Source organism: Virgibacillus proomii (genome assembly GCF_018916875.1).
Taxonomy (GTDB): Bacteria; Bacillota; Bacilli; order Bacillales; family Amphibacillaceae; genus Virgibacillus; species Virgibacillus proomii_B.
In genome coordinates this window covers 1-25509 of record NZ_JAHLNO010000027.1, presented here as the reverse complement: position 1 = coordinate 25509, position 25509 = coordinate 1, and the positions used below count along the sequence as shown (strand labels likewise).

General features: G+C 37.0%; 19 protein-coding genes and 4 pseudogenes. 18 read left to right on the top strand and 5 right to left on the bottom strand.

The features are described 5' to 3' along the window. Positions 1-3 precede the first annotated feature (3 nt). The 5 genes from mvaD (at position 4) to rocF (ending at position 4070) form a co-directional block, all read left to right on the top strand. Complete coding sequence (gene mvaD / locus KQI21_RS14030) at positions 4-978, top strand: diphosphomevalonate decarboxylase (protein WP_216484836.1); 975 nt, start codon at positions 4-6, stop codon at positions 976-978. 10 nt (positions 979-988) lie between these two features. Further along, entirely contained in the window at positions 989-2092 is a 1104-nt protein-coding gene (locus tag KQI21_RS14025; protein ID WP_253291516.1) for a phosphomevalonate kinase, read from the top strand. Positions 2093-2426: 334 nt separating this feature from the next. Further along, positions 2427-2564: a hypothetical protein gene (locus KQI21_RS14020; RefSeq protein ID WP_216484835.1), complete on the top strand. Its 138-nt coding sequence runs from the start codon at positions 2427-2429 to the stop codon at positions 2562-2564. A gap of 257 nt (positions 2565-2821) precedes the next feature. Beyond that, a complete protein-coding gene (locus KQI21_RS14015) occupies positions 2822-3025 on the top strand; it encodes a hypothetical protein (protein ID WP_216484833.1) in 204 nt (67 codons plus the stop codon). 142 nt (positions 3026-3167) lie between these two features. Continuing rightward, complete coding sequence (gene rocF, locus KQI21_RS14010) at positions 3168-4070, top strand: arginase (RefSeq protein WP_216484831.1); 903 nt, start codon at positions 3168-3170, stop codon at positions 4068-4070. A gap of 153 nt (positions 4071-4223) precedes the next feature. Here the strand turns inward: rocF and KQI21_RS14005 are convergent, their stop codons facing one another. After that, a complete protein-coding gene (locus KQI21_RS14005) occupies positions 4224-4403 on the bottom strand; it encodes an aspartyl-phosphate phosphatase Spo0E family protein (protein ID WP_216484829.1) in 180 nt (59 codons plus the stop codon). A gap of 150 nt (positions 4404-4553) precedes the next feature. Between KQI21_RS14005 and sigW the strand changes: the two genes are divergently transcribed. From sigW to KQI21_RS13955, 10 genes and pseudogenes are all read left to right on the top strand, one after another. Then, positions 4554-5117 carry an RNA polymerase sigma factor SigW gene (gene sigW, locus KQI21_RS14000; protein WP_077319142.1) on the top strand — a complete coding sequence of 188 codons (564 nt, stop codon included), beginning with the start codon at positions 4554-4556 and terminating at the stop codon, positions 5115-5117. 15 nt (positions 5118-5132) lie between these two features. Continuing rightward, the gene (locus tag KQI21_RS13995; protein ID WP_216484827.1) at positions 5133-5765 is read left to right on the top strand and encodes an anti-sigma factor family protein; all 633 of its coding nucleotides are present in this window, start codon (positions 5133-5135) and stop codon (positions 5763-5765) included. A gap of 1257 nt (positions 5766-7022) precedes the next feature. Then, positions 7023-7844, top strand: coding sequence for a diadenylate cyclase CdaA (cdaA, locus tag KQI21_RS13990; RefSeq protein ID WP_216484826.1), 822 nt, complete (start codon positions 7023-7025; stop codon positions 7842-7844). After that, a complete protein-coding gene (locus tag KQI21_RS13985; RefSeq protein ID WP_216484825.1) occupies positions 7837-9144 on the top strand; it encodes a CdaR family protein in 1308 nt (435 codons plus the stop codon). The genes cdaA and KQI21_RS13985 overlap by 8 nt, the downstream gene beginning before the upstream one ends. Positions 9145-9203: 59 nt before the next feature. After that, complete coding sequence (gene glmM, locus KQI21_RS13980; RefSeq protein WP_216484824.1) at positions 9204-10547, top strand: phosphoglucosamine mutase; 1344 nt, start codon at positions 9204-9206, stop codon at positions 10545-10547. 957 nt (positions 10548-11504) lie between these two features. Then, positions 11505-11659, top strand: a pseudogene (locus KQI21_RS13975) (transposase); the annotation flags it as partial. Between the two features lie 111 nt (positions 11660-11770). Further along, positions 11771-13240: an aldehyde dehydrogenase family protein gene (locus tag KQI21_RS13970; RefSeq protein WP_216484823.1), complete on the top strand. Its 1470-nt coding sequence runs from the start codon at positions 11771-11773 to the stop codon at positions 13238-13240. 560 nt (positions 13241-13800) lie between these two features. Continuing rightward, positions 13801-14346 carry a DUF2812 domain-containing protein gene (locus tag KQI21_RS13965; protein ID WP_216484822.1) on the top strand — a complete coding sequence of 182 codons (546 nt, stop codon included), beginning with the start codon at positions 13801-13803 and terminating at the stop codon, positions 14344-14346. A 735-nt stretch (positions 14347-15081) separates the two neighbouring features. Further along, entirely contained in the window at positions 15082-16884 is a 1803-nt protein-coding gene (gene glmS, locus KQI21_RS13960) for a glutamine--fructose-6-phosphate transaminase (isomerizing) (protein WP_216484882.1), read from the top strand. A 225-nt stretch (positions 16885-17109) separates the two neighbouring features. Beyond that, a complete protein-coding gene (locus tag KQI21_RS13955; protein WP_253291514.1) occupies positions 17110-18219 on the top strand; it encodes a Tn7-like element transposition protein TnsE in 1110 nt (369 codons plus the stop codon). 207 nt (positions 18220-18426) lie between these two features. Here the strand turns inward: KQI21_RS13955 and KQI21_RS13950 are convergent, their stop codons facing one another. The 3 genes and pseudogenes from KQI21_RS13950 to KQI21_RS13940 all read right to left on the bottom strand — a co-directional run bounded on the left by KQI21_RS13950 (position 18427) and on the right by KQI21_RS13940 (position 20672). Next, on the bottom strand, positions 18427-19410 hold the full coding sequence (locus KQI21_RS13950; RefSeq protein ID WP_216484821.1) for an NAD-dependent epimerase/dehydratase family protein: 984 nt from the start codon (positions 19408-19410) through the stop codon (positions 18427-18429). Next, positions 19410-20001, bottom strand: a pseudogene (locus KQI21_RS13945) (ATP-dependent Clp protease proteolytic subunit). The gene KQI21_RS13950 and the pseudogene KQI21_RS13945 overlap by 1 nt, the downstream one beginning before the upstream one ends. A gap of 59 nt (positions 20002-20060) precedes the next feature. Then, positions 20061-20672, bottom strand: coding sequence for an RNA polymerase sigma factor (locus tag KQI21_RS13940; protein WP_216484819.1), 612 nt, complete (start codon positions 20670-20672; stop codon positions 20061-20063). A gap of 213 nt (positions 20673-20885) precedes the next feature. Between KQI21_RS13940 and KQI21_RS16265 the strand changes: the two are divergent. After that, positions 20886-21178: pseudogene (locus KQI21_RS16265) on the top strand (transposase); the annotation flags it as partial. A 458-nt stretch (positions 21179-21636) separates the two neighbouring features. Here KQI21_RS16265 and KQI21_RS13930 read toward each other — a convergent pair. Beyond that, positions 21637-22497 (bottom strand): LysR family transcriptional regulator, encoded by an 861-nt coding sequence (locus tag KQI21_RS13930; RefSeq protein WP_216484818.1) that lies wholly within the window; start codon positions 22495-22497, stop codon positions 21637-21639. 167 nt (positions 22498-22664) lie between these two features. On the opposite strand from KQI21_RS13930, the gene KQI21_RS13925 reads away from it, so the two are divergent. After that, positions 22665-23102, top strand: a complete 438-nt coding sequence (locus KQI21_RS13925) for a hypothetical protein (RefSeq protein WP_216484817.1) — start codon at positions 22665-22667, stop codon at positions 23100-23102. Between the two features lie 359 nt (positions 23103-23461). Further along, positions 23462-24337, top strand: a pseudogene (locus KQI21_RS13920) (aminoglycoside 6-adenylyltransferase). The last annotated feature ends 1172 nt before the right edge of the window (positions 24338-25509 follow it).

Genomic DNA, 25509 nt, shown 5'->3' with positions numbered 1-25509 from the left:
ACAATGAAAGCAACTGCTAAAGCACATACAAACATTGCCCTTATTAAATATTGGGGAAAGCGGAATGAGTCGATTATTTTACCAACTAATAATAGCCTTTCCCTTACATTAGACGGTTATTTTACAACGACAACTGTTGAGTATAATAATTCCTTATCTAAAGATGAATTTACGTTGGACGGGCTAGCCGTTTCAGGAGAATCGTACAAACGCGTTTCCGCTTTTCTTGATCTGATTCGGAATATGGCTGGAAAGCAAGTATATGCACGTGTTGAATCCGTGAATGATGTGCCGACTGCAGCTGGTTTTGCTTCGTCGGCTTCAGGTTTTGCTGCATTGGCTGCTGCTGGTACAAAGGCTATCGGACTTAAATTAAATGATCAAGAACTCTCCCGACTAACACGTCAAGGTTCGGGTTCTGCTTGTCGTTCCATTTACGGCGGTTTTGCTGAATGGGAGATGGGAATGCGTGAGGATGGTTCTGATTCTTATGCAGTACCAATTGCTCCAGCTGATTATTGGGATATCCGTGTTGCTGCGGTTGTATTATCTTCAGCACAAAAGAGTGTTTCAAGTCGTGTGGGGATGCGTCGAACTGTGGAGACATCGCCATTTTTCCAAGGATGGTTAGATAGTATCAGCAAAGATTTATTAGAAATTAAACAAGGGATTCAAACTCAAGATTTTGAAAAAGTTGGCGAAATTGCTGAAGCGAATTGCTTGAAAATGCATGCTACTACACTGGGAGCTTCTCCTCCATTTACATATTGGCATGATACAACATTAGTGGTCATGCAAAAGATCTGGGAAATGCGCTTACAAGGTACACCGGTATATTTCACGATTGATGCTGGTCCAAATGTAAAAGTTCTCTATTTACCTGAGTACGAGGAACAGGTGAAGCAAACATTGGGCAGTTTACCAGGTGTAAGCGATATTCGCTTAAGTAGACCCGGCCAAGGAATAACATATTTATAGGGGCTGAAACATGTTGTCACAATCATCTATGAAAGTAGAAGTACCAGGGAAGTTAATGGTCGCTGGAGAGTTTGCAGTATTGCAGCCTAATCAGCATCTAATCGTAATGGCGGTTGATCGGTACGTTTATGCAACTATTGATCATAGCAAAAAAAATTATCTTCATCTTCTAGATTTTCAATTAGAAACAACTTGGGAATATAAAGACAATAGAATAGTTGTTGCTTCAGATGATTCCAGAACTAAATTTGTTGAAGAAGCAATGACCGTTGCTGTTAATTATTTGAGGGAAAGAGGATATGAGGTTCCCCCTTTTCAATTATCGATTAAAAGTGAGTTAGACGATGAATCTGGAGTGAAGTATGGATTAGGATCAAGTGCAGCAGTAGTTACATCTGTGATTACTGCGATTTTAAACAGGTTTCTTCCCTCTACTCCTTCACCCAAGCTTATTTATCAATTAGCATCTATTTCGCATGTGTTGACGCAAGGTAATGGTTCAGGCGCTGATGTTGCCGCCTCATCTTATGGGGGCTTCTTAAATTATTCTTCCTTTCAAGCAGATTGGTTACAAGCAGCTTATCAAGAATCCCGCTCGTTAACCGAATTGTTGGAACGTGATTGGACTTATGCGTCACTAGAGCCAGTTACGCTGCCTAATTCCATTTATCTTTGTATTGGCTGGACTGGAAAACCAGCATCCACAAAGAAACTAGTCGATGAGCTTATGCAATTAAAAACGAAGAATCCGGATAAGTTTTCAACTTTTCTATCACAAAGTGAACAGGCTGTTAACAAGGTATTGCAAGGTATGAAGGAAAATAAGACAGAAATTCTGCTCGAGGGAATTAAAGAAAATCGCCAAGCATTAGCTAGTGTTGGACGACATGCTAATGTAGATATTGAAACTTCTTTATTAACTAAACTATGTGATTTAGCAGAGGCATATGGTGGTGCAGGAAAGCCTTCAGGCGCTGGTGGAGGCGATTGCGGTATTGCCCTTATGCCATCTAAAGAAGCGGCTGATAAATTAATTACAGCCTGGAAAGACGTCGGGATTAAACCCCTTTCTTTAAAACCGTATCCATATGGGGCAAAAGCTATCAAAGCGTGAATACAATTAAAATAGCAATATATTTAAACTACGCATGGACCCGGGTTTTGTTCAGGCGTTTTTTGATTGTTTAGGAAACGTTATCCTTTTGAACATTGTGGATAACTCTTTTGAAAGTATTTTCGTCTACCTTAAGCGCTCGTAATTCTATTAAACTTCGCTCTTCCCCTACGATAAGTAATATCTACTCGAATCTAAAGGAAGGACGACTAAAAACGGACTTGCCGCTCAGGCGTCGGCATACCCCTGTTTTAGAGGCATGTTTTCTTTTTCTCGCATGGAACTGGCAGTAAGACCTCAATTCCATGTACGAGGTGTGCAACTAGGAGGATAAGTGGAGGATCCAACTGCAAGTCAAATGCCTGAATCTGTTTATTTTAACAATCAGTGGCGGATAGAAGCACCCCCACTGATTGAAGATTCGCTTTATCTCATATATAAGACCGTAAGACTCCTGCTTCAAGCATTATAGAAGATACGAAGAAGTCTAGGTGTAGTGATAGTGGTACTTAAATGCTCAATTTGTTCGAGCCGATAGGACAGGGAAGCTACGACAGCGACACATCGCACGCAGAAAAAGCGGTTGTCTTTTTCAAGGACTAGAGATGCTGCTTGAATAGGCATCGCACGCAGAAAAGTGTTTTTCTTTTCAAGGACAAGGGAAGCTACGACAGCGACACATCGCACGCAGAAAAAGCGGTTGTCTTTTTCAAGGACTAGAGATGCTGCTTGAATAGGCATCGAACGCAGAAAAGTGTTTTTCTTTTCAAGGACAAGGGAAGCTACGATAGCGATACATCGCACGCAGAAAAAGCGGTTGTCTTTTTCAAGGACAAGGGAAGCTACGACAGCACATCGCGGTTTTTCAAGGACTTACGAGATTATAGCCTTTATTCTACTTCTATCAGTAGGTGGAAGGAAAAGCCCTATTGAATGAAACTTCACTATATTTCGAGAGGACAATAAAGCAAATAAAAAAATACAGTAGAATATTTTGCATATATATACATCTTTATGTTAAGTTGAGTCACTTCACTTTTTTTGTCTACAATAAGGAGTGAAGGGAGGCGTTTTCATGAAAAAATCCATATCGATTATTGGGGTTCCAATGGACTTAGGTCAAAGCAGGAGGGGCGTTGACATGGGGCCAAGTGCAATGCGGTATGCCGGAGCTATAGAGAGGTTGGAATGGTTGGGCTATCGCATACAAGATCTGGGGGATATTCCTATTATTAAACCTGATAGGGAATCGTCGGATCAAATAAGTAACTTAAAAAATTTACAGCAAGTAGTTGAAGCAAATCAGAAACTTGCCGATATGGTAGATAGGCAAATAAGCAAAGGGTATTTTCCACTAATTTTTGGTGGGGATCATAGTATTGCGATTGGTAGCTTAGCAGGTATTTCTAAGCATTACGAGAGGCTGGGCGTGATTTGGTACGATGCACATGGAGACTTAAATACAGCAGAAACGTCGCCATCTGGTAATATCCATGGCATGCCACTTGCTGCTAGCTTAGGACTAGGAAATGAAGAGCTAACAAAGATTGGCGGATATGCACCTAAAATAGAATCAGAAAATATTGTTATTATTGGCGCACGATCTCTTGACCCAGGAGAGCGTGAACTAATTGAGAATAAAGGAATCAAAGTCTTTACCATGCATGAAATTGATCGAATTGGTATGCCAAAAGTAATGGAAGAAGCGATTTCTTATTTACAAGACCGTACGGATGGTGTACATCTGAGTTTAGATGTTGACGGGCTTGATCCTTCAGAGGCGCCAGGAGTAGGCACACCGGTTATTGGCGGTATGACCTATCGAGAGAGCCATTTAGCAATGGAGATGTTAGCGGAAGCAGAAATAATTACTTCAGCAGAATTTGTAGAGGTAAATCCAATTTTAGATGAAAAAAATAAAACTGCTATTCTGGCAGTTGGGCTTATGGGATCATTGTTTGGTGAGAAATTGAAGTAATAGGGGAAGCTAATTTTAGCTGACACTTCATCTTTTTAAAAAACGTTAAAAGACATTAAATTTCAAACTGGAAATTTGATGTCTTTTTTAACCCTATTAAATGTTCTCTATTTTGTTAGAATTTACGTGTAGTGATTTTTTACATGCGTATATTTACTCACAAATCTCTTTTTTAGCTTCATTACGTTGGCTGTTTAAATACTCTAAAATTAATTGATCTAATTTCATACTTGAGGAGATGACTGGCTCAGAAGTCAATGCATTCGAGTTACTAAGTGAAATCATTTCTTTACGACATTGTTCAATTTTTTCCAATAACCTAGAATTACTCACAAAACTATCCTCCTATCTAGTATAATTATAGTAGGATAGTAACCAATATTTTGCAATCATAAACATTTACATTTTTTTAAATGTTTATTGAAACCTTTATGCGAACCGATTCGTAATATAATTTACCGCATAGTTGGCGGAGGTACCAATATGGATGAAATGATAAGAGACAGAATCAAACAAGTGAAAAGAGGGGATCAGTCAGCTTTTGAGGATGTGGTCTCATTCTTTCAAAATAAGATTTACCAACATTGTTTTCGTATGCTTGGTAATGCGCACGAGGCGGAAGATATAGCGCAAGAAGCTTTTATTCGTGCATATGTAAATATCCATTCGTTTGATGACCGGAGAAAGTTTTCAACATGGCTATACCGAATAGCGACCAATTTAACAATTGATCGACTTCGAAAGCGAAAACCGGATCATTATCTTGATGCCGAGGTAAAGGGAACAGAAGGATTAGATATGTACTCGCAGTTAGCTGATCAAGGTCGTCTTCCTGAGGAAGAAGTAGAGGGGTTGGAACTGCAACGCTATATTCAATACGAAATATCAAAGCTTCCTCCGAAGTACCGTAGTATCATTATGCTACGATACATTGAAGAGTTTTCCTTACAGGAGATTAGTGAGATCCTGGATATCCCACTTGGAACAGTAAAAACCCGTATCCATCGTGGAAGGGAAGCTTTACGGAAAAAGCTTCGTCACGTGTAAAGGAGTGTGGCTCACTTGAATTGTAATAAAGAAGCTGTAGAATTAATGCATTATTATTTAGATGGGGAAATTACCAAAGAGCAAGAAAAGGCTCTTAGTCACCATTTAGAGAATTGCGAAGTATGCCAAAAGCATTTTCACGAATTAAAGCGGACGATCACACTGATCCAAAGTACAGAACAAATAAAAGCACCTGCAAATTTTACAGCGAGTGTAATGGAAAAACTCCCCGCTGAACGGAAGCGTGTTAAATATAGAAGATGGTTTAAAGCCCATCCTGTTTTAACGGCTGCTGCCATATTTTTCATATTTATGTTAAGCGGTTTATTTTCGTTATGGAATCAGGACAGTCAGTTGATCGTTTCTAAACAGGAAAATCTCGTCATTAAAGGAGATACAGTTATTGTACCGGCAAATGAAACTGTAAAAGGTGATCTGCTCGTTAAAAATGGCGATTTAATTATAAATGGAACCGTAGACGGTAATGTAACGTTAATCAACGGCAAACTGATTAAAGAACCGATTGATGAAGACGGACTGAGGGCATCAGTTGGTGAGATAAATGGAGAGCTGGAGCAAGTTGATCAAATGTTTGAATGGGTATGGTACAGTATAAAGGAATTTTTCCAACGTATTTTTTCACTTTAGCTGAAGCGAACCTGAAGGACGAAGATATATTCCCGTACTTCAGGTTTTTGTTTTTGTTTAGGGAATTTATATCCGTTTCTACATGGTATATATCTTTTTTGAAAATTATCTTCGTCTAGCTTAAGCGCTCAAGCGCCTAGCAAACTCGGGTCTTCTTCCTACGATAAGTCAACATCGTCTCGAATCTAAAGGAAGGCTGATTAAAAGCGGGCTTGTCGCTCAGGCGTCAGTATCCCCCTGTTTTAGAGACATGTTTTCTTTATCCCACGTGTAAGGTGCTGTAAGACTCCCACTTCAAGAGTTATAGAGAATACAAAGGAGCATAAGAAACACGCACCTAAATGCCGAATCGTTCAGTAGGGGATGAAGGAATGAAGTTTCGCTATATGTAAACGAGAAATCTGTCAGGTCAACCACTTTAATGGTTAGGCGTTAACTATGTTTTCCTCATGGAGGACTCCTCTTTTTAGAAAGCAACCTTTCCTAATGTGAATTTTTGTAGTTCTTTAAAATGGATGATACATGAAAAATTTGCTATCTAACTGGATAATAAATCGTACATCTCATTGGTAATTTTATGTTACAATAAGAATGTTATTAATTGTTGATAAGGCAAGTTTTATCCCGCATGTAAGGTGCCGTAAGACTCCCACTTCAAGACCTGAGTGATACAAAAGGTCTAAGTGGGAGAAAACGGCACCTAAATGCCCGATTCGTTAACTAACATTCAGTAGGAGATGGAAGAAAACTCCTACTGAATGAAGTTTCCCTTTATTGCATTTCATAGAACCTATATTATTATGAATATCACCATTACTTTATTTTATATTAACAAATAGTTAAGTAAATGGTTGGGCATGGACGATTACTTACTCAAGTAAGGAGCTTTAGCTTAGCATAGTAATATTAGATCTTTAATTAAATTTACCCAAAAATAGGTTTGTTATTTCGAATTATTTATATATCGTTATGATTTGAGTCTTTTTAGCAAAATAAATAGGCAATTTAGGAAGTGATTTAGTACGAAAGCTTGATACAACACTATATATGTTTAAGCTTAAAGCGTACTTTAAGCTAGAGTATAGTCAATATGGATGACTTACGTTAGCTTTTACCTTTTCTCTGCTTGCTTGCCATAACGAATTATACTTCTCGCATAGTTTTTGCGAATAACGTAAGCAGTTTAAAAGCAAACTACGAAGAACCTGACTTTTTAAGTGATTTTTCATAGAATTTTATATAGAAGGATGTGTAATCATGCTTGATGGGGGATTTGATTTAATACAGCTCCTTAGGATAGGCGTGGATATAGCTCTCGTCTGGTATGTTTTATATAAATTAATCATGCTGATAAGAGGTACAAAGGCTATCCAGTTACTAAAAGGGATAGCAGTTGTACTAGCTGTATGGCTGTTAAGTATCGTATTAGATTTACAAACTGTACAATGGATTACTAGTCAAGCAATTGACTGGGGACTTATTGTTATTATTATATTATTCCAACCAGAGCTACGGAGAGCTTTAGAACAATTAGGTCGAGGAAATATTTTTGGTCGCAGCTCGCGTTCTGAAGAAGAAATAATTGAAGAAAATATTGATGCCATTATCAAGTCCTGCAATTATATGGCTAAACGACGAATTGGTGCTCTTATTTCCATTGAAAGAGAAACAGGAATTGGTGACTATGCAGAGACGGGTATCCCAATTAACGGTAAACTCACACATCAGCTTCTAACGAATATATTTACCCCGAATACCCCGTTACATGATGGTGCAGTTATTTTAAAAGGGGATACAATCATAGCTGCCGCATGCTATCTCCCATTATCTGAGAGCCCGTTTATTTCAAAAGAATTAGGTACGAGACATCGTGCCGCAATGGGCATAAGTGAAGTAACGGATGCATTAACCATTGTTGTATCTGAAGAAACCGGTGGTATATCCTGTACGAAAAACGGCGAGCTACATAGAGATCTTAGTCAGGAAAGTCTGCGAAGTTTATTAAGGACTAACTTACTAATAAATATAAAGACCCCTGATAAAAAGTCAAAAAAATGGAGGGGAAACAAAAATGGATAATTGGTTTAGAAGTAAATGGTTTGTCCGTGTCGTTTCCTTAGCTTTTGCCGTTTTCTTTTATGTTTTCGTAACTGTAGATCAAGCAGATAAATTACCGGATAACAATGATGCAACATTTTCTTCTGAAGATGAAACGCAAAATTTGGAAACATTGGATGACGTTCCAGTAAATATTAAAATTGATGATGAGAAATATGTAGTTAGCGGTGTACCTGAATACGTATCTGTCTCGTTGGAAGGCTCTGCATCTATATTAAAACCAACTATTCGTAATCGGAATTTTGAAGTGTTTGTTGATTTAAGAGACTTAGGTGCTGGAGAACATACCGTAGAACTGCAGCACAATCTATCGAATAAGTTAGATGCTTATATTGAACCGAAGCGGATTGATGTGGTGATTGAAGAAAAAGCTACAAAAGAATTTAATGTTACAGTTGACTTTTTAAATGAAGATCAAATGGTTAAGGGCTTTGAACTGGGAGATTATGAAGTCCATCCAAAAACTGTGACGATTACAAGTGCTAAGAGTGTGATTGATAAAATAGGAATTGTAAAGGCTTATGTTGATGTTAGTGGACTGGATGCACCAATTGATAATCGGGAAGTTCCTGTTAATGTATATGATAGTCAAGGAAACGAATTAAGAGTCAATGTAAAGCCTGAAAATGTGGTCATATCAGCAGATGTCAGTAACTTTAGTAAAAAGGTTCCAGTAAGTGTAGAAACAAGTGGAAACCTTCCTGATGGGTTTGAATTGAACTCAATTTCTGCTAATGTAGAAGAAGTGGAAGTGTTTGGAAGTAAAAGTGCTTTGCAAAATTTAAAAGAAATTAGAACAGAAGCGATCGATTTATCCAAAATAACCAATTCAGGTACCATTGAAACAAATCTTGCCATACCAGAAGGTGTAAGTGTCGCTGGAGGAAAAAAAGTTGAAGTTACAGTTGAACTGGCACAACCTAGACAAACAAGCCAAGAAACGAATCAAGAGCCAAGTCAAGAAACAAGCCAAGAAACAACGCAAACAAGGACAATAGCTAATATCCCAATCGAGATAGAAGGCATAGGTGATGGTTTAGAAGCTTTTTTTAAGGAGCCAGCTAATGGGGGGATGAATATTACTGTTTCGGAAAACAGGTCAGTTGTCGCAGGGTTAAAAAAAGATGATTTCAAAGCATCTATCAATGTGACAGGACTCAAAGCAGGCACACATGACGTGCCGATCTCTGTGGACGCGCCTGATGGAGTAACTGTAAAACCAGAATTTAAACAAGCTACGATTGAAATTAATGAATCTTAATATATTGGTTACGTTTGTTTGAGAAACGGTGGAAATGGATAAAAAGGAGAGAATTTTACATGGGAAAATATTTTGGAACAGATGGTGTACGAGGAGTCGCAAATAAGGACCTTACACCAGAGTTGGCATTTAAGCTAGGAAGGGCTGGCGGCTACGTGTTAACGAAAGAAACAGGACGTCCGAAAATCATTATTGGTCGTGACACACGCGTATCTGGTTATATGTTGGAAGGGGCATTAATTGCCGGCCTGCTGTCAATTGGTGCTGAGGTAATGCGTTTGGGAGTCATCTCTACACCTGGTGTTGCCTATTTAACAAAAGCAACTAGTTCGCAGGCTGGTGTAATGATCTCCGCTTCGCATAATCCAGTAGAGGATAATGGTATTAAGTTCTTTGGACCTGATGGTTTTAAGCTGACGGATGATCAAGAAGAGGAAATTGAAGCTCTTATGGATGGTAAAGATAACTTACCTAGACCAATTGGTGGAGACATTGGGATTGTAAATGATTACTTTGAGGGAGGGCAAAAATACTTATCTTTCCTTAAAGATACAGTTGATAATGAATTTGTTGGTTTAAAGATTGCCTTTGATTGTGCACACGGTGCTACCTCAAGTTTGGCTACTCATTTATTCGCTGATTTAGAGGCGGATATTTACTCTATTGGTTCTTCACCAAATGGGTTAAACATTAATGACGGTGTAGGATCAACTCATCCAGAAAAGTTGCAGGAGTTTGTCAAAGAAAAAGAAGCCGATGTAGGTTTAGCTTTTGATGGTGACGGAGATCGCTTAATAGCTGTTGATGAAAAAGGGAAAATTGTTGACGGTGACCAGATCATGTTCATCTGTGCTAAGTATATGAATGAAAAAGGGCTTCTGCGTCACAATACAGTTGTATCTACGGTAATGAGTAACATAGGTTTTTATAAAGCATTAGAAGCAAATGGAATGCGTAGCGATAAAACAGCGGTAGGAGACCGCTATGTTATGGAAGAAATGCGAAAGGGCGGCTACAATTTAGGTGGAGAGCAATCCGGCCATATTATATTTTTAGATTACAATACAACTGGTGACGGGATGCTATCAGCATTACAGTTAGTCAATGTTATGAAGGAAACGGGTAAGCCTCTATCCGAATTAGCCAGTGAAATGAAAGTTTATCCCCAAGTACTTAAGAACGTAAAAGTAACGGATAAAGAGGAAGTATTACACCACCCTGAGATTAAACAGGAAATCGAAGCAGTAGAACAAGAATTAGGCACACAAGGTCGTGTATTAGTTCGCCCTTCTGGTACGGAACCGTTAATTCGTGTGATGGTTGAATCACCAACAAAAGAAGAGTGCAATAAATATGTAAATCAAATTGTAGAGCGGATAGAAAAATTAATTGGAGCGGAATAAAAATTTTATATTAACTGAGCATCCTTCTATTAATTAGGAGGATGCTTTTTTGTCTAGAAAACGATATCCGTTTCTACATGTTGGCTATCCTTTTTGAAAGTAGCCTCGTCTAGAGTTTATATGCTATAGCTGTAGCAAACTTCGCTCTTCTTTCTGCGATAAGTCAACATCAGCTCGAATAAAAGGAAGGCCGACTAAAAGCGGGCTTGCCATCCAACGTCGGCATACCCCTGTTTTAGAGGCATGTTTGCTTGATCAAAGATGTAAGGATCCGTAATTCTATCGATTTAAACATCTTTTATTTTTGACAAAAGAAACTGCTCCAAATGCCCGAATAGTTCGGGGCGACAGGGCAGAAAAAGCTTCTTGAATAAACATGCGCGCAGCAAAAGTGTACTTCTTTTCCAAGGGCAAGAAAAACTTCGACAGCGGCACATCACACGCAGTAAAAGGTTTTCCCCCGAGATTTTAGCCTTTGATCTACTTCTGTCATTCGAAGATAAATGAAGGAAAGCCGCTACCGGATGAAATTTCACTTTATGTAAGAAGGTTTATTAGTTTTGTTGTTATCCATAAAATTTAGCTTAATTATAAGCTGTTCAAACAAAAATGAATAAGGTATAATTAGGTGTAGCAATATTGCGATAATTCTTTATGTTTGGTCGTGTTAAAACTTTAGGAAAAACAGCAGCCTGAAATGCTTTGTTTTAGTATACTTCACGGGGATAACTACCGCTAAAAAAAGGGATAACGCAAACCTGCTTAATCCTTTTGCTCTTTTTGATATGACGATTAGGAGGGAATCTATGGTTATATTTGCAAGGCCAACTGTAGAATAATTTTTTCACACATCTGTTATTACGAATTTTACAGTAAATAAAGATAAAACAAGATTGCTTTTTAGCACCAATCTCAGCCGGAAAAATGAATATTTGTTGGTCCATCTAATTTATTTACATACTACGAACGTTATGTAAATTATAAAGGCAGTAGAGATCAGCGAGGGGCATCTTATGCCTGATCATGTGCACAGTTAGTAAGTATTCCACCCAACATAACTGTTTCAAGTTTTATGGGATATTTAAGGTAAAAGCGCACTTATGATATATGATTAGCATGCAAACCTAAAATATAAGTTTGGCAATAGACATTTTTGGGGCGGAAGGATATGCTTTATTACTAAATATTTATATGTCTGTAAAAATATAAGGGGGGAGAGCATTATGCGTTCCTATCAAATGTTTATTAATGGTCAATGGGTTGATGCTGTTTCGGGGAAGACATTTGAGGCATTCAATCCTGCAACAGGGGAAGTCAATGCTACAATTCCAGAAGGTGGAGTAGAAGATATAGATCGAGCAGTTGAAGCGGCGAGAAAAGCTTTTGAATCTGGGCCTTGGGCAGATATGTCTCCAAGTGATAGGGGAAGATTATTATTTGAAGTGGCACAAGAGTTGAGGAATAAATCGGAATTTTTCGCCGAAGTAGAATCCAGAGGAAACGGTCTTCCTATTAATGAAACAATGCATATTGCAATTCCGTCCATGATTGATGTATTAGAATTTTATGCTGGGTTAGCGACTAAGATTCAAGGGGAAACGCTAGCTTCTCCAAATAATCGGTTTAATTTCACGTTAAAAGAACCGCTTGGGGTGATTGGCGCTATTGTTCCATGGAACTTTCCTCTTATGTTAACGATGTGGAAGCTGGCTCCAGCTTTAGCAGCAGGGAATACAATTGTGATTAAACCCGCTGAGCAAACTCCGATAAGTACACTAGAATTAGTAAAAGTTTTTCAGGAGGCTGGAATACCGGATGGAGTAATTAATGTTGTTCCAGGATATGGACAAGGGGCGGGGAGGGCACTTTCTTCACAATCCGATGTTGATAAAATAGCTTTTACAGGTTCGACACATACGGGAAAATTAATTATGCAGGCGGCAAGTAAGAATTTGAAACCAGTTAGTCTAGAATTGGGAGGAAAATCTCCTAATATTATTTTTGAGGATGCTAATATAGAAAATGCTGTTAAAGGATCTATGTTCGGGATTTATTTTGGTCAAGGGCAAGTTTGTGCTTCAGGATCAAGAATGTTCGTGCAAGAAAGTATATATGATACGTTTATGGATGCATTCACTCGCAAGGTGAAAACAATTAAAGTGGGAGATCCACTAGATCCAAGCACACAGATGGGACCGCAAATATCTTTGCAACAATTAGAACGTATTGAAAAATATGTTGCATCTGGTATAGAAGAGGGAGCAACATTGTCACTTGGGGGAAAGAGAAGTGCTCCTGTCAATAATGGATACTTTTTTACACCGACTATTTTTGAAGATGTTACAACAGATATGACAATTGCAAAAGAAGAGATTTTTGGTCCAGTCTTATCAGTTATCCGTTTTAAAGATGAGCAAGATGTTTTAGAAAAGGCCAATGACACAATTTATGGATTAGCTGCTGGAGTTTGGACGGAAAATGTAAAGAGAGCACATCGGATGATAAAGGGGCTTAAAGCAGGAACTGTATATGTAAACACATTTAGTATGCTTGATAGTGTATCTCCATTTGGTGGAACAAAACAAAGTGGGTTTGGAAGAGAGCTAGGCATTCAAGCTATGGATATGTATACAGAGACAAAAAGTGTATGGATGGATTTAAGTGATGATCATTTGAATTGGTATGGAATATAAGGATATAGATAAATTGATTTGTGAAGCATGAAGATGCTAATAATGAAGATGATTCTTATTGTTTTGGTTCTAGGCATATATACGTTCTGCAGGGTTCAAGTCCCGAATTACGAAAACAATAGTAGCTAGTTTAAGACACGGGTGCCTAGGCTGACTCGGAATCTGAAGGTTGACAGTGGCAAATCTCCGGGAGAAAGTGGTAAATCTCAGTTGGGGGACATTAGAAGGATGAAAAAAATTGCTACACAAACGAAGAACGGAAAATTCACGCAGGAGTTAGATATAGGTTGGAGAGAAATCTATCAAAGGAAAATTAATATGTAAATTAAAATGTGTAAAACGTAATAAAGGGAGTAGCATGATAGATGATATAGCTGTACAAAACCTACGAATCTAAAGATAGAACTTCTTAAGTTTAACACTGTATATAAGAAAAGGCTCTGACATATCAATCATCCATGATTTTTATTAAACGTCATAATTTATAAATAAGGGCATATGTTTAATTAAAGGGGGAAAAAATAACTTCATAAATATTGGCGGGGAAGGAGGCCATAAGAATGAAAAAATATTATAAGCCGTTTTGGAGTTATGATGCAAAGAAAACAGAAAACTGGTTACAAACGATGGCATTGCAAGGCTATTTTTTGAAAGATATAAGACCATTTAAGCGACTATTTATCTTTCAAGAAGGGAACGGTTCTCAGGTAATTCACTATCATATCGCTTATGATAAAACCAAGAAGCATCTGTTTTCTAATACCTTGCAACATAATGGATGGAGGGCAGTTTGCCGTAACGGTAGCTGGTGTGTTTTTTATAATAAAAGACACGCGGAAGATTTAAAAGCATTCCCAATTCGAGATGGAATAATTAAACGAAATCGTAAGCTACTGTACTATTATATAGGCTTGCTCATCTATCTATTTCTTACTGCGATCCTATTTTTTACTCTGATCAGTATTACGGTGTTTTTTTATGGTGATACACTCACTTTTTCTCCAATGTCATTTTGGTTTGCTGTCTCCGTTACTGGTGTTATTTTATGGTTACTCACTATATATTCAGTTGTGCGATTATATCAAACAAATAAGAAATTTTTGTGAAAAAGTATCGATTTACAGGTGCTTTTTTTCTTTTACTTTGTATCTAAGGTACTCTGTCAAGAGCGAAAGAGAATACGGAGAGTCAAAGTGGGGGATGGATCTAATCCCTAATTTGTTAAACATTTGTAGCGGTTGAGGAAAAACATTGCTGAAATGAAGTTTTACTTTATCCCATATGTAACTGGCAGTAAGACCTGCCCTTCTATGCTACGGGACGAAACTTAGGGGATAAGAGGATCCAACTGCAAGTTTTAAATGCCCAATTCTGTACATTTTAACAATCAGTGGGAGATAAAAGAAAATCCTCACTGATTGAAGATTTTCTTTATATTTCTCGAAGGAACGCAAATAAATTTCAATCATAAAATATAAATAATCACTACAAAAATGATTGACGTAATAACTAAATCAAGGTTAAAATGTGAAGGTAGAATGATTCAAAAATAGAAAGGAGCCTGAAGAAGAGATTTTTAGTCTAAAGCGCCAGGACTATGCATAGTCGCTAACAAGCATAGTTGACGAGGTTGGAGGTTATCGAGTTTTTCGGCGGGTGCCTCCCGATTGTTCATCTCAATCGTTAAGCTTTTTCTTAAAACAATGAGGCAACTTGTTGGACAAAGGAAAAAAAGCAAGATGATAAACAATCACGAGAAAGGGGCAGAACAACGCCCCACTATTCAGTATGATGAAAGAGAAGGTTCGTTTGTCCTGTCCCTTTTTGAAGGAGGACACAATATGTGTGGAATTGTAGGATATATTGGACTGGATGACACGAAAGAAATTTTATTAAACGGACTCGAGAAACTGGAATATCGAGGATATGATTCGGCGGGAATTGCAACCTTAAATGATCAAGGAGTTCATCTGTTTAAAGTAAAGGGTCGGATTGCAGCGCTAAGAGAAAGCGTAGATAACTCTATACATGTAACAATGGGGATCGGTCATACCCGCTGGGCGACACACGGTGTGCCAAGTGAAGAAAACGCACATCCGCATCAAAGCGCGTCTGGCAGATTTACACTTGTTCATAATGGAGTAATTGAAAATTATCAAGACTTAAAAGCAGAGTATTTAAGAGATACTCATTTTGTAAGTGATACAGATACAGAAGTTATTGTTCAGTTAATTGAAAAGCTGTTTTTAATAACAAATGATACAGCGGAAGCATTTCGAAAAGCAATGAAGTTATTAAAAGGTTCTTATGCCATTGCGATGATTGATCATGAGGATCAGGAGACCCTTTATGTTGCTAAAAATAAAAGCCCATTATTAGTTGGGTTAGGAGAAGGATTTAATGTTGTAGCTAGTGATGCCATGTCAACATTGAAATTAACGAATCAGTATTTAGAAATCCATGATCAGGAAATAGTACTTGTCCATCGTAATTATGTTGAAGTACAGGATTTAAATGGACAAATTATTAATCGTGAAGCATTTATTGCACAAATTGATGCTAGCGATATTGAAAAAGGAACCTATCCTCATTTCATGTTAAAAGAGATCGATGAACAACCATTTGTTATACGTAAAATTATTAATGAATATCAAACCGAAGACAATCAACTAAAGTTGGATAAAAATGTACGAGAAGCGATGAATGCTTGTGACCGTATTTATATTATTGCAGCCGGTACCAGTTATCATGCTGGCTTGGTTGGAAAACAATTTATTGAAAAGCTGGCTAAAATTCCAGTAGAAGTTCATATCGCCAGTGAATTTTCGTATAATATGCCATTGTTATCAGATAAACCGCTATTTATTTTCATCTCACAAAGTGGCGAGACAGCAGATAGTCGAGCCGTTCTAGTGAAGATTAAAGAAATGGGATATCCGGCATTAACGATTACGAATGTACCAGGATCAACCCTTTCTCGTGAAGCGGATTATACGCTAAATTTATATGCAGGCCCGGAAATTGCAGTTGCTTCTACGAAAGCATATACAGCACAAATCGCTGTCTTAGCTATTTTGGCCGTAGACACAGCAAAAACAAAGGGACTTCCAATAGATTTTGATCCCATGCAAGAACTTGCGATTGTTGCTAATGCGATGGAAATTCTGACTGCTCAAAAAGATACAATTGAAGAATTAACACGTAAATATTTAGATACTACTCGTAATGCTTTCTTTATCGGGCGCAGTACAGATTATCATGTATGTATGGAAGGAGCACTAAAATTAAAAGAGATCTCCTACATCCAGGCAGAAGGCTTTGCAGGTGGTGAGTTAAAGCATGGAACCATCGCTTTAATTGAAGAAGGAACACCAGTTATTGCACTAGTAACTCAAGAAAATGTAACTTACGCGATTCGCGGTAATGTACAGGAAGTAGTTGCACGTGGAGCAAGTGATATGGTGATCAGTATGAAAGGTTTAGAGCAAGATACCGATGCATTTGTAATTCCGCGTGTCCATGAACTATTAACTCCGCTTGTTAGCGTACTACCACTACAATTGTTAGCATATTACGCTGCATTACATCGCGGGTGTGATGTGGATAAACCACGTAACTTGGCGAAGAGTGTGACAGTGGAGTAGATTATGTTTTATTGAGTAAATAATTTGTAGCTTTGAAATAAAGTTTGATAAAAACAATCCTTTGCGATGGTATGTTCGTACAGGGTTGTTTTTTATTCTGATAAATTAATATGTATTTTAAGCAAAGCTGGATGGAACCTTGTCATTATTTGAAACTTTGAATTAGAATACTCACTTCTATCAAATTGTAGTCCAAAATATTTCAAAAGGGAAGGTTACCAATCATTGAAGTATTACGCAGTATTAGCGCCAAATGGTTTTCTTTTGTATCGCTTGTTTGAATCAAATTCATTTCCCCAATACTTCACGGAAACATACGAGTTAAATAAAATTTATCTTAGCTTTTCTTCACTGTATGAGTTGAAATATACTAAAACAGCTTTTATTTATCAATTAGTTTGGTTATTAACGAATTGTGATTTGCGACAGGTTTATGAAAGCCTAGCATTTACATGGTTGCAAGAACAAACATTGAAGTTTGAATGGAACTTTACTCAGCCAATTACTGTAAATGCCCGTGTGAAGGAGAATAATAATACATGGACAGTATTACAAATAGTGAATGTAAAAAACAAGCATATCCCATATGAAAATATCTCGATTTTGCATCCGGAAATACAAAATACAGAGAAGTCAAAAGAAGCGAAAAAATATACATATCATTCTTTAAATAAAAATGGTGACGGTGAACAAGGCTTTACATTAGATGAACAAGTAGATGGATCCACGGAGGATTTCGATTTTGTTCAGATGAATCAATTGAGCCATGAATATACCTCAGTTCCTAGGGGTAAACGGATTAAACGTGGGTCAGCCAAGCAACGGTTGGAAGAAGATGAAAATACAAAGAGATACAATGGTGACGATAACTTCATTCATTCTACAGCAGATAGTGGCGGGCAGCAGCTGGTAATGGATTTGGAACATCAAATGTTACATGAAATTAAAGCTCAAGGGGAACTACAGGACTTTATTAATGTCTTGAAGGTGTTGGAGCAATATCCTGAGCTGAAAGCAATTCGGGCATTTACTGATGTGTTGCCAGAAGGGCTGGGAGAACGAAAATTTACAAAGCTTAGCGATGGTGTTACAAAGAGGCGATATGTGGTTGCTGAAGTATATATGATGAATAGGAGCCTCTTCAATATTATTAAAGTAGAACGTGAAGGTTGTTCCTTATCAACACTTATTTTGTCATCGCCTTCGCAACAAGATTGGCTTACGATCTATAGTCAGGTACTGTTGAACCTTGTCAATGCAAGTGGATCATGGACAACTAACTTATTAGAGTCTATTAAAACTAAAGGAATTAGTATTGTTAAAATCAAGACATAGTAGTAAAGGAATTGGGCATAGAGCCGAGTTATTAAGAAGAAAATGTACGTGAATGACAATAGATACAATTGTCTGTGCAAAGTAGGGGTTTTCTATTAGATTTATAGACACTTACAAAAGGAGATGATACCCACGATACAAGGGATCATCTCCTTAATATAGTATAGCTTTATTTCCAAAGGCGTTTGATAAATGTCTCAAAGAGCGCTATTTCCCATTTCCTACTAATTCCAGCACACGAAACTCCTTCTCTCTTCCCAGCCCCGCTTCCCATTTTCCATTCCGTTCATGTAAGCTCCATTCAAGTGTATCCATTATAGTTTCCTTCATTGAACGAAAACTTAATCCTGCTTTTATGGCTTTATCGTTGTTCGTACACATTAGCCCATTCATATTTAAGGAATCAGGGAGCCAAAATGGCAGTTCTACCCAGGGTTGAACCTGATTTTCCTCTAAAACGGATTCCTCTACCCAGTAAAGCTCTGTATTTTCTGGTGAAACTAGTTTTTTGCAAGATAAAATAAAGTCTCTGAATCCCAGAGTCTCTTTTGGACCAACTGCATTAAATGTTCCTTTCAATCCTTGCCCAATTGCCTCAATAATCCATGATGCTAAATCACGCACATCAATAAACTGAACTTTTTTACTGTAACTTACATTTGGAACGAGAATTCTTCCGCCCTGATTCATTCTCCATGGCCAATAGGTAAAGCGATCTGTTGGGTCATCTGGTCCAACAATAAGACCTGGTCGGATAATGAGTGAGTTATCATAAAAATCATTGTTAACTATGACCTCACAAGTAGCTTTATTGCTTCCATAGTCACCTTTATATAGTTCGTGGAGTGCATTTGTTTCGAGCACAGGTCCTTTATCTAGATTCTTATATGCACTGATACTTGAGATGAAAACATAGCTATTACAACGATTTTTTAATTGATTTACAGAACGTTGTACATCATTTGGATCTGTACCTGACAGATCAATCACCACATCCCAGTTATCCGTAAGCTTTTCGATGTCATTTGTACTACGATTACCAACAATATGTGTGACACCTTTTACCTCTTTTAGAAATTCTGGATTTGTTTTTCCGCGATTGAATAATGTAATATCCATTCCTTTTTTCAAAGCCTGTTCTGCGATATGTTTTCCTAAAAATAATGTCCCACCTAGCAATAGTACTTTCATTAGTCTGATTCCTCCCCTAAGATAGAGTCAATAATCCCGTAATCCTTCGCTTCCCTTGCCGACATAAAGAAATCACGTTCAGTATCAGATGCCACCTTTTCATACGATTGCTCACAACGATTCGCTATTAATTGATTTAATTCCTGTCGTTGCTTGAGAATTCTTTTAGCGTAAATGTCCATATCTGTTGCTTGCCCTTTCATGCCGCCTAACGGTTGATGGAGCATAATTTCAGCATGAGGAAGAGCTGCACGTTTTCCTTTTGTTCCAGCTAGTAGCAGTACAGCACCAAATGAAGCTGCTAAACCAGTACAGATTGTTTGTACATCTGGCTGAATATGATTCATTGTGGGCCATAATCGCAAATCCAGCTGAAATAGAACCTCCAGGGCTGTTAATATACATGGAAATTTCCTTTTTGGAATCCTGTGATGCCAAGAATAAAAGTTGTGCTGTCACACTATTTGCCAGTGTGTCATTTATTTCAGAACCAATAAACACAATACGGTCTTTCAATAGTCTTGAATAAATATCATAGCTTCTTTCGCCGTGATTGGTTTGTTCCATAACATAAGGGATAGGAACACTCATCTAATAAACCTCCCTTAAAATTTGAATTTAAATAATTGCTTTAGATTTAAAAAAAGAAATTATGCCACCATTTTGCAATCTAACGTAGAATAGATTTGCTGTTGTTGAACGTATAAAGTAGGAATATACGCATTGTCGGTTAGGAGGCTAGCAAGAAGCTGTATGTCTCCATTTTGCAAAGCATGGCTATAGAGTTGTACACGAAGCGCTTCTTCCTTATCCACAGAGTAAACTCCTTCTATATTTTCTCGAACCTCATTTATTATCTTTTGCCTTGCTCGAAAAAGGGTCGCCTTCACAGCGCCTACACTCATATTTGTCAAAAATGCTATTTCCTTCAAGCTACATCTACATACATCTGATAAGAGAAATAGTATTTGTTGGTTTATGGTTAGTCTGATGACAAGCATATTTAACACATGTGTGAAGTTTAAAGAAGTCATTATTTCAGTAGAATCCCCGAATTGCTGACAGTTGTCTTCGTACGGAACGGTTGACAGCTTCCTTTTACGGCTCTCATCAATCCATGTATTTTTTGCAATAGTAGTAAAGTATGTCTTTGTCAGCGATTTAGGCTTCTTTCTCCAACTCATATAGGCTTTTAACCAGGTTGTTTGCATAAGATCCTCTGCATCATGATGATTATTGTTGGTAAAACGCAAACAAGCCAAGAAGCAAAGCTCTCCCACACCTTATTAAACTTTTGATTCATGACTTACACTCCTTTTTAATCGCTCCTTTCACTTCTTATAACGGAAAATAGGAAGAAAAGGATACGATTTTGGGATAAAAAATTTTAATATGAAAAAGTCCTGTTTATAATCCTAGAGTCAAAGTATAGCTAAAATTCTGATTTTATTATTGAAATATAAGCTCTAAAACCCGAGGTTGAAAGCTCAGGTATCCATGAATTCCAAAGGCGATAGCAACCTTTCATAACTGGCAAAAAGAAATCATGAATAGTTTTGCATTTGAACTGAACAACGACTATGTGGAAGGTATTAACAATCAAACCGAAGTTATTAAACGCAATGCATTTGGATTTCGACGCTTTGATCGCTTTCGAATGAAAGTATTGTTACAACATCCATACAAATATATTAATATGCGAATCTCTCCTCCCTTTTCTGCAATTTCAAATAAGCCATTTTGTGCGGAACACTTGAACCCGGAATGATAATAGTTTTTAGGACATTGAGAGGGCTATCAAATACATTTTAAACTTCCGAAAGTTTACAAATTCGTATCTTGAAGTATTTGCTTCTAGTACATCTACATTATTAATTTTGAGAACCCCTTTTGCTGAATTACAGGAAAGAATCGTATCAAGAGTGCATACGAAAAATGAATTTCTTTTGGGACAGGCATTGCCTCATATTCTTTAGTAATTTCATGGCCTTTATGACTATAAAACGCAACAACTCTATCCCCGACATTAGAGTTTTAACTTCACCTGCAATAATCTTCACGCATACGATAAGCTTTAGCTGTATACGATTCACTGTCTTTGAAATTTATCAAGTATAGCCTTCTGTTTGTGGAAAAAAGCCTTAATAAGGGACTGTACCTGCAATAAAAGCTCCATCGATATTACGTTCTAATGAAAAGTGAATTAGTTTATCTGTGCTACGGTTATTATTTCGACTTCAGGATACCTATAAATTTACTGTAGGCACTATTTATATAGATATCCTTTCTTCGTATAAACACTGTTTTTACGATTGAATATTTCTCTGGTATCTTATGAATAATTAGATTGCCATCCGTTTCGTGATGACTGACAAGTGATTTTGTTATTATAGAAACTCCTAAACCGGCTTTTACACATCCGATAATCGCCTCTAATGTCCCAAACTCCATAATTTTCATGGGAACAATACCCTCATCGTGAATCCATTGTTCCAGCCGTTTTCTGTGAATACAATTGGGGCGTGTTAGTAGTGTCCACTTCTTTAAATTCGTTAAAGAAGTTAATGGATCTTGCCGATTGTCTGTTATAACAACGATTTCCTCCTCCATTATCGGTATCTGAATAAGGTGAGGATGGTTAACAGGTCCCACTACAAACGCACCATCTAGTTTATAATCAAGAACCTCATTAATGAGATCCTTTGTTTCACCAATATTTAAGGATAATTCTACCTCAGGGTATTGTTCACTGTAAGAAGCGAAAACAGATGGTAATCTAACGGATGCTGTTGTCTCATTTGCGCCTATAGAAATTGGACCACGAGGTGTTTCGGAATCTTGAATCGCCTTTTTTGTCTCTTCCATCAAATTCAAAATTTTGTCTGTATAAGATAAGAGTAGTTTACCCTTCGAGGTTAACGAGACCCCGCGTGGATGTCTGTAAAAAAGGTCCGTTTTCAGTTCTGCTTCTAATTTTTTAACTATCCTTGTAATGTTAGACTGAGCATAATGTAATTGTTCAGCTACCTTTGTAATATTTCCTTCATGGGCTAAAGTTTTGAAAATCAATAATTCCTTTACATCCACTAAACATGCTCCTTTTTAACATCATTTAAAATGATTAATTTCATCTTATTCAATCATTTATATTACAAGTCTAAAGGTGTTATAATAAATAGTAAAGTAAAGAAAATTCTTTCTTTTAAAATATTTTTTCGTGAAATGTCTATATCAAAGGAAAGGAGTAAATCTATTTGATAGGTGTTCATCGATTAAGGGCGACAATGTCAGAAGAGGAACAAATGTTATTTACCGACGACCAATATTTTTTGTGGGAAATGGCCATAGAAAACTTAGAGATGCAGTTAAACGGTATAACAATGGAAGCCGACTCAATAAGAACCAACGAATTATTAAAATCGTCAATCCTTAATGAGTGGAAAAAAATGAAAGGTAAGTTAACCGAGATCGAAGATATATATGAGAAGTTCAGTGAAGTAATAGACATCTGGATTCATATAAAAAAGCAAATAGATCAAATGAATATAGATAATCAACAAAAGGTTTCTTGGATTATTAAGGAAAAGAGGAAAGATGAATTATTTGGTCGTACCAAGCAAGCATTGTTGTGGCAGGAAATAGAAGATTTTATAAAAAGTATGGAAAATCTTCACATACTAATAAGATTCTAACCCGAGACACCAAGATAGAAAATAACAATTTATCCCGCATGTAAGGTGCCGTAAGACTCCCACTTTAAGAGCTTGAGTTGGTACAAAAGGGACTAAGTGGGCACCTAAATGCCCGATTTGTTCAAGGGTTTTTAGGTCATACCCTTGTGGTACTAATATTCAGTAGGAGATGGAAGAAAACTCCTCCTGAATGAAGTTTCACTTTATTAAATTAATACGCTAGAGGAGGGTCGGAATGAAAAAAATACTAAATAAATTATAAACTCGACACAATAGATTAAGCTTACATTATCAGCGAGCCCCTCCAATGTGGAATCAACTCTTGTTTTAATTAATTATGACATATGGAGGGATATTTAATGAGAGGTCAACAAGAAATGATGGGTCTGATATTAAACATTGCCAAGAAAGATGAGCGAATTCGAGCCGTTACATGAATGGCTCCAGAACGAATACAAATGCGCCGAAAGACATTTTTCAAGATTTCGATATAGTTTATGTAGTAACGGAAACCGCCTCTTTTTTAAAAAATAAAATGTGGATTAATCAGTTTGGTGACTTGTTAATGATGCAAGAGCCCGATAAAAATAATCAATCTATGGGTAAGAAAATGAATTTCGACAGGTCTTACGGCTATTTAATGCTGTTTACCGATGGAAATCGGATTGATCTTCACATTAAATCTAAAGAATCCATGATCGAAGAGTATGAGAATGACAAGTTGACTGTTCCATTGTTAGATAAGGATAATTGTCTGCCTTCCGTTCCCCCTCCCACCGATTATCCGTGTGCAAAAACCAACTGAACCTATGTTCACAAGTTGCTGCAATAACTTTTGGTGGTGCCTTCAAAACGTTGCAAAAGGAATTTGGATGGATGAATTGCCTTATGCAATGCAAATGTTTGAATATGTGATCAGAGACGAACTCAATGAAATAGTGTCATGGTGGATTGGAATAAAAAATAATTTTCAAGTGTCAACGGGGAAAATGGGTAAGTACTTCAAAAACTATCTTCCCGGGCATTACTGGGAGATGTACAAAGAGACTTACTCTGACGGGAACTATGAAAATATGTGGAATTCGATTTTTGTTGCCTGTAATTTGTTTCGAGCATTAGCAAAAGATGTGGCACAATCTCTTTCGTACACTTATCCAGCTGATGACGATAAGAATATGACGAAATATCTGGAACATGTAAGAAGATTACCTGCAGATGCAAAGGAAATCTATTAGTACATGGAGCAACCTACAAAAACTTTTAGTAGGGGTGCTTAATTCAACAATTAGAAGCAATTGAGGAAGATCACAGCTATATAATGATCAAACTTTTTTATAAAAAAGTTTACTAATTCACAAGAGAAGAATAAAATTTGAACAATCTTTTTTCAAAAAGGATTCTTTTTATTTGTCCTAAAATGAGGTTCAGCAGGATACTTTTAGTCATAACTTTATTTTAAAGCTACAATAATGTGAGTTTGAAATAAAGATTGATAATTTATATATTAAAGTTTGATAAAAATAATCCTTTAGGATAATATGCTCCTAAAGGATTGTTTTTTAATTCTGAAAATAAAGCAAACTAAAAGCAAGCCCAATAGTAAAAATATATAACAATATAGCTAAATTATACCACATTGGGAGACTAAAATGGCTAACTGTAAGCGTTTGTTGATAAGAACAAAAAAGAGGGGTGCTATTTACATCATCAAGAGTATAAAAAAATTCCAGAATATTTTAGAAAGTTAGCCAAGTGCTTACGGAGGGTGGGAAGTTCTTTCTGATTGTATTTACCTTTAAGGGAAATGAGTCGAATCAGAGGGTTCATCAGGCCAAAAAGCTACCAAGAGGTAAAATTAGAAACAGGTTTAATACCTGTGAGATTGGAGTATTTATTAAGCGAAGTATTTGATATAGAAGGTATGCAAAGAATTCATAACACGAAGCGGAACCGGTACTTACCAGAAATCATTGCAAAAAAGAGGTGGTTGGATTGAAGATATGATCATGAACGGTAGCCCCAGGGATCACTCTAGAACTGAGATTATATGTCAGACAGTCAAGAAACTTGTGCAAAGATGAATGAAAGAGTAGAAATAGATGATATTGCTTTAAATCAGTATATTCTTCTTATGTGATGGTCATTAAAATGGATTTTTTGAATTAATCGCCAAATGTACTTTATGGGAACTTTATTTCAAAGCTACAATAAAGCCAGCAATCTTCAATGGATAGGCATATTAGTTTTAGTGAGTAAATGAAGATTGTAAAAATATTTTGATGAATAATTTCACTAGCGTTGCATTTATTAAAACAAAATATTAAAAATACGCGAAATCTTCGCTAATTTTCTATGTTGCAAAGAAAAAGTCCTTTATAATGGATATAGTCAGGTGGTAACCCGTCCA

Bases quoted from the DNA above. Each gene is read 5' to 3' on its own strand.
- KQI21_RS13965 (WP_216484822.1), top strand. From the start codon at position 13,801: ATGAAAAAATATTATAAGCCGTTTTGGAGTTATGATGCAAAGAAAACA.
- KQI21_RS14025 (WP_253291516.1), top strand. From the start codon at position 989: ATGTTGTCACAATCATCTATGAAAGTAGAAGTACCAGGGAAGTTAATG.
- sigW (WP_077319142.1), top strand. From the start codon at position 4,554: ATGGATGAAATGATAAGAGACAGAATCAAACAAGTGAAAAGAGGGGAT.
- KQI21_RS13970 (WP_216484823.1), top strand. From the start codon at position 11,771: ATGCGTTCCTATCAAATGTTTATTAATGGTCAATGGGTTGATGCTGTT.
- cdaA (WP_216484826.1), top strand. From the start codon at position 7,023: ATGCTTGATGGGGGATTTGATTTAATACAGCTCCTTAGGATAGGCGTG.
- KQI21_RS13985 (WP_216484825.1), top strand. From the start codon at position 7,837: ATGGATAATTGGTTTAGAAGTAAATGGTTTGTCCGTGTCGTTTCCTTA.
- glmS (WP_216484882.1), top strand. From the start codon at position 15,082: ATGTGTGGAATTGTAGGATATATTGGACTGGATGACACGAAAGAAATT.
- KQI21_RS13950 (WP_216484821.1), bottom strand. From the start codon at position 19,410: ATGAAAGTACTATTGCTAGGTGGGACATTATTTTTAGGAAAACATATC.
- glmM (WP_216484824.1), top strand. From the start codon at position 9,204: ATGGGAAAATATTTTGGAACAGATGGTGTACGAGGAGTCGCAAATAAG.
- rocF (WP_216484831.1), top strand. From the start codon at position 3,168: ATGAAAAAATCCATATCGATTATTGGGGTTCCAATGGACTTAGGTCAA.
- mvaD (WP_216484836.1), top strand. From the start codon at position 4: ATGAAAGCAACTGCTAAAGCACATACAAACATTGCCCTTATTAAATAT.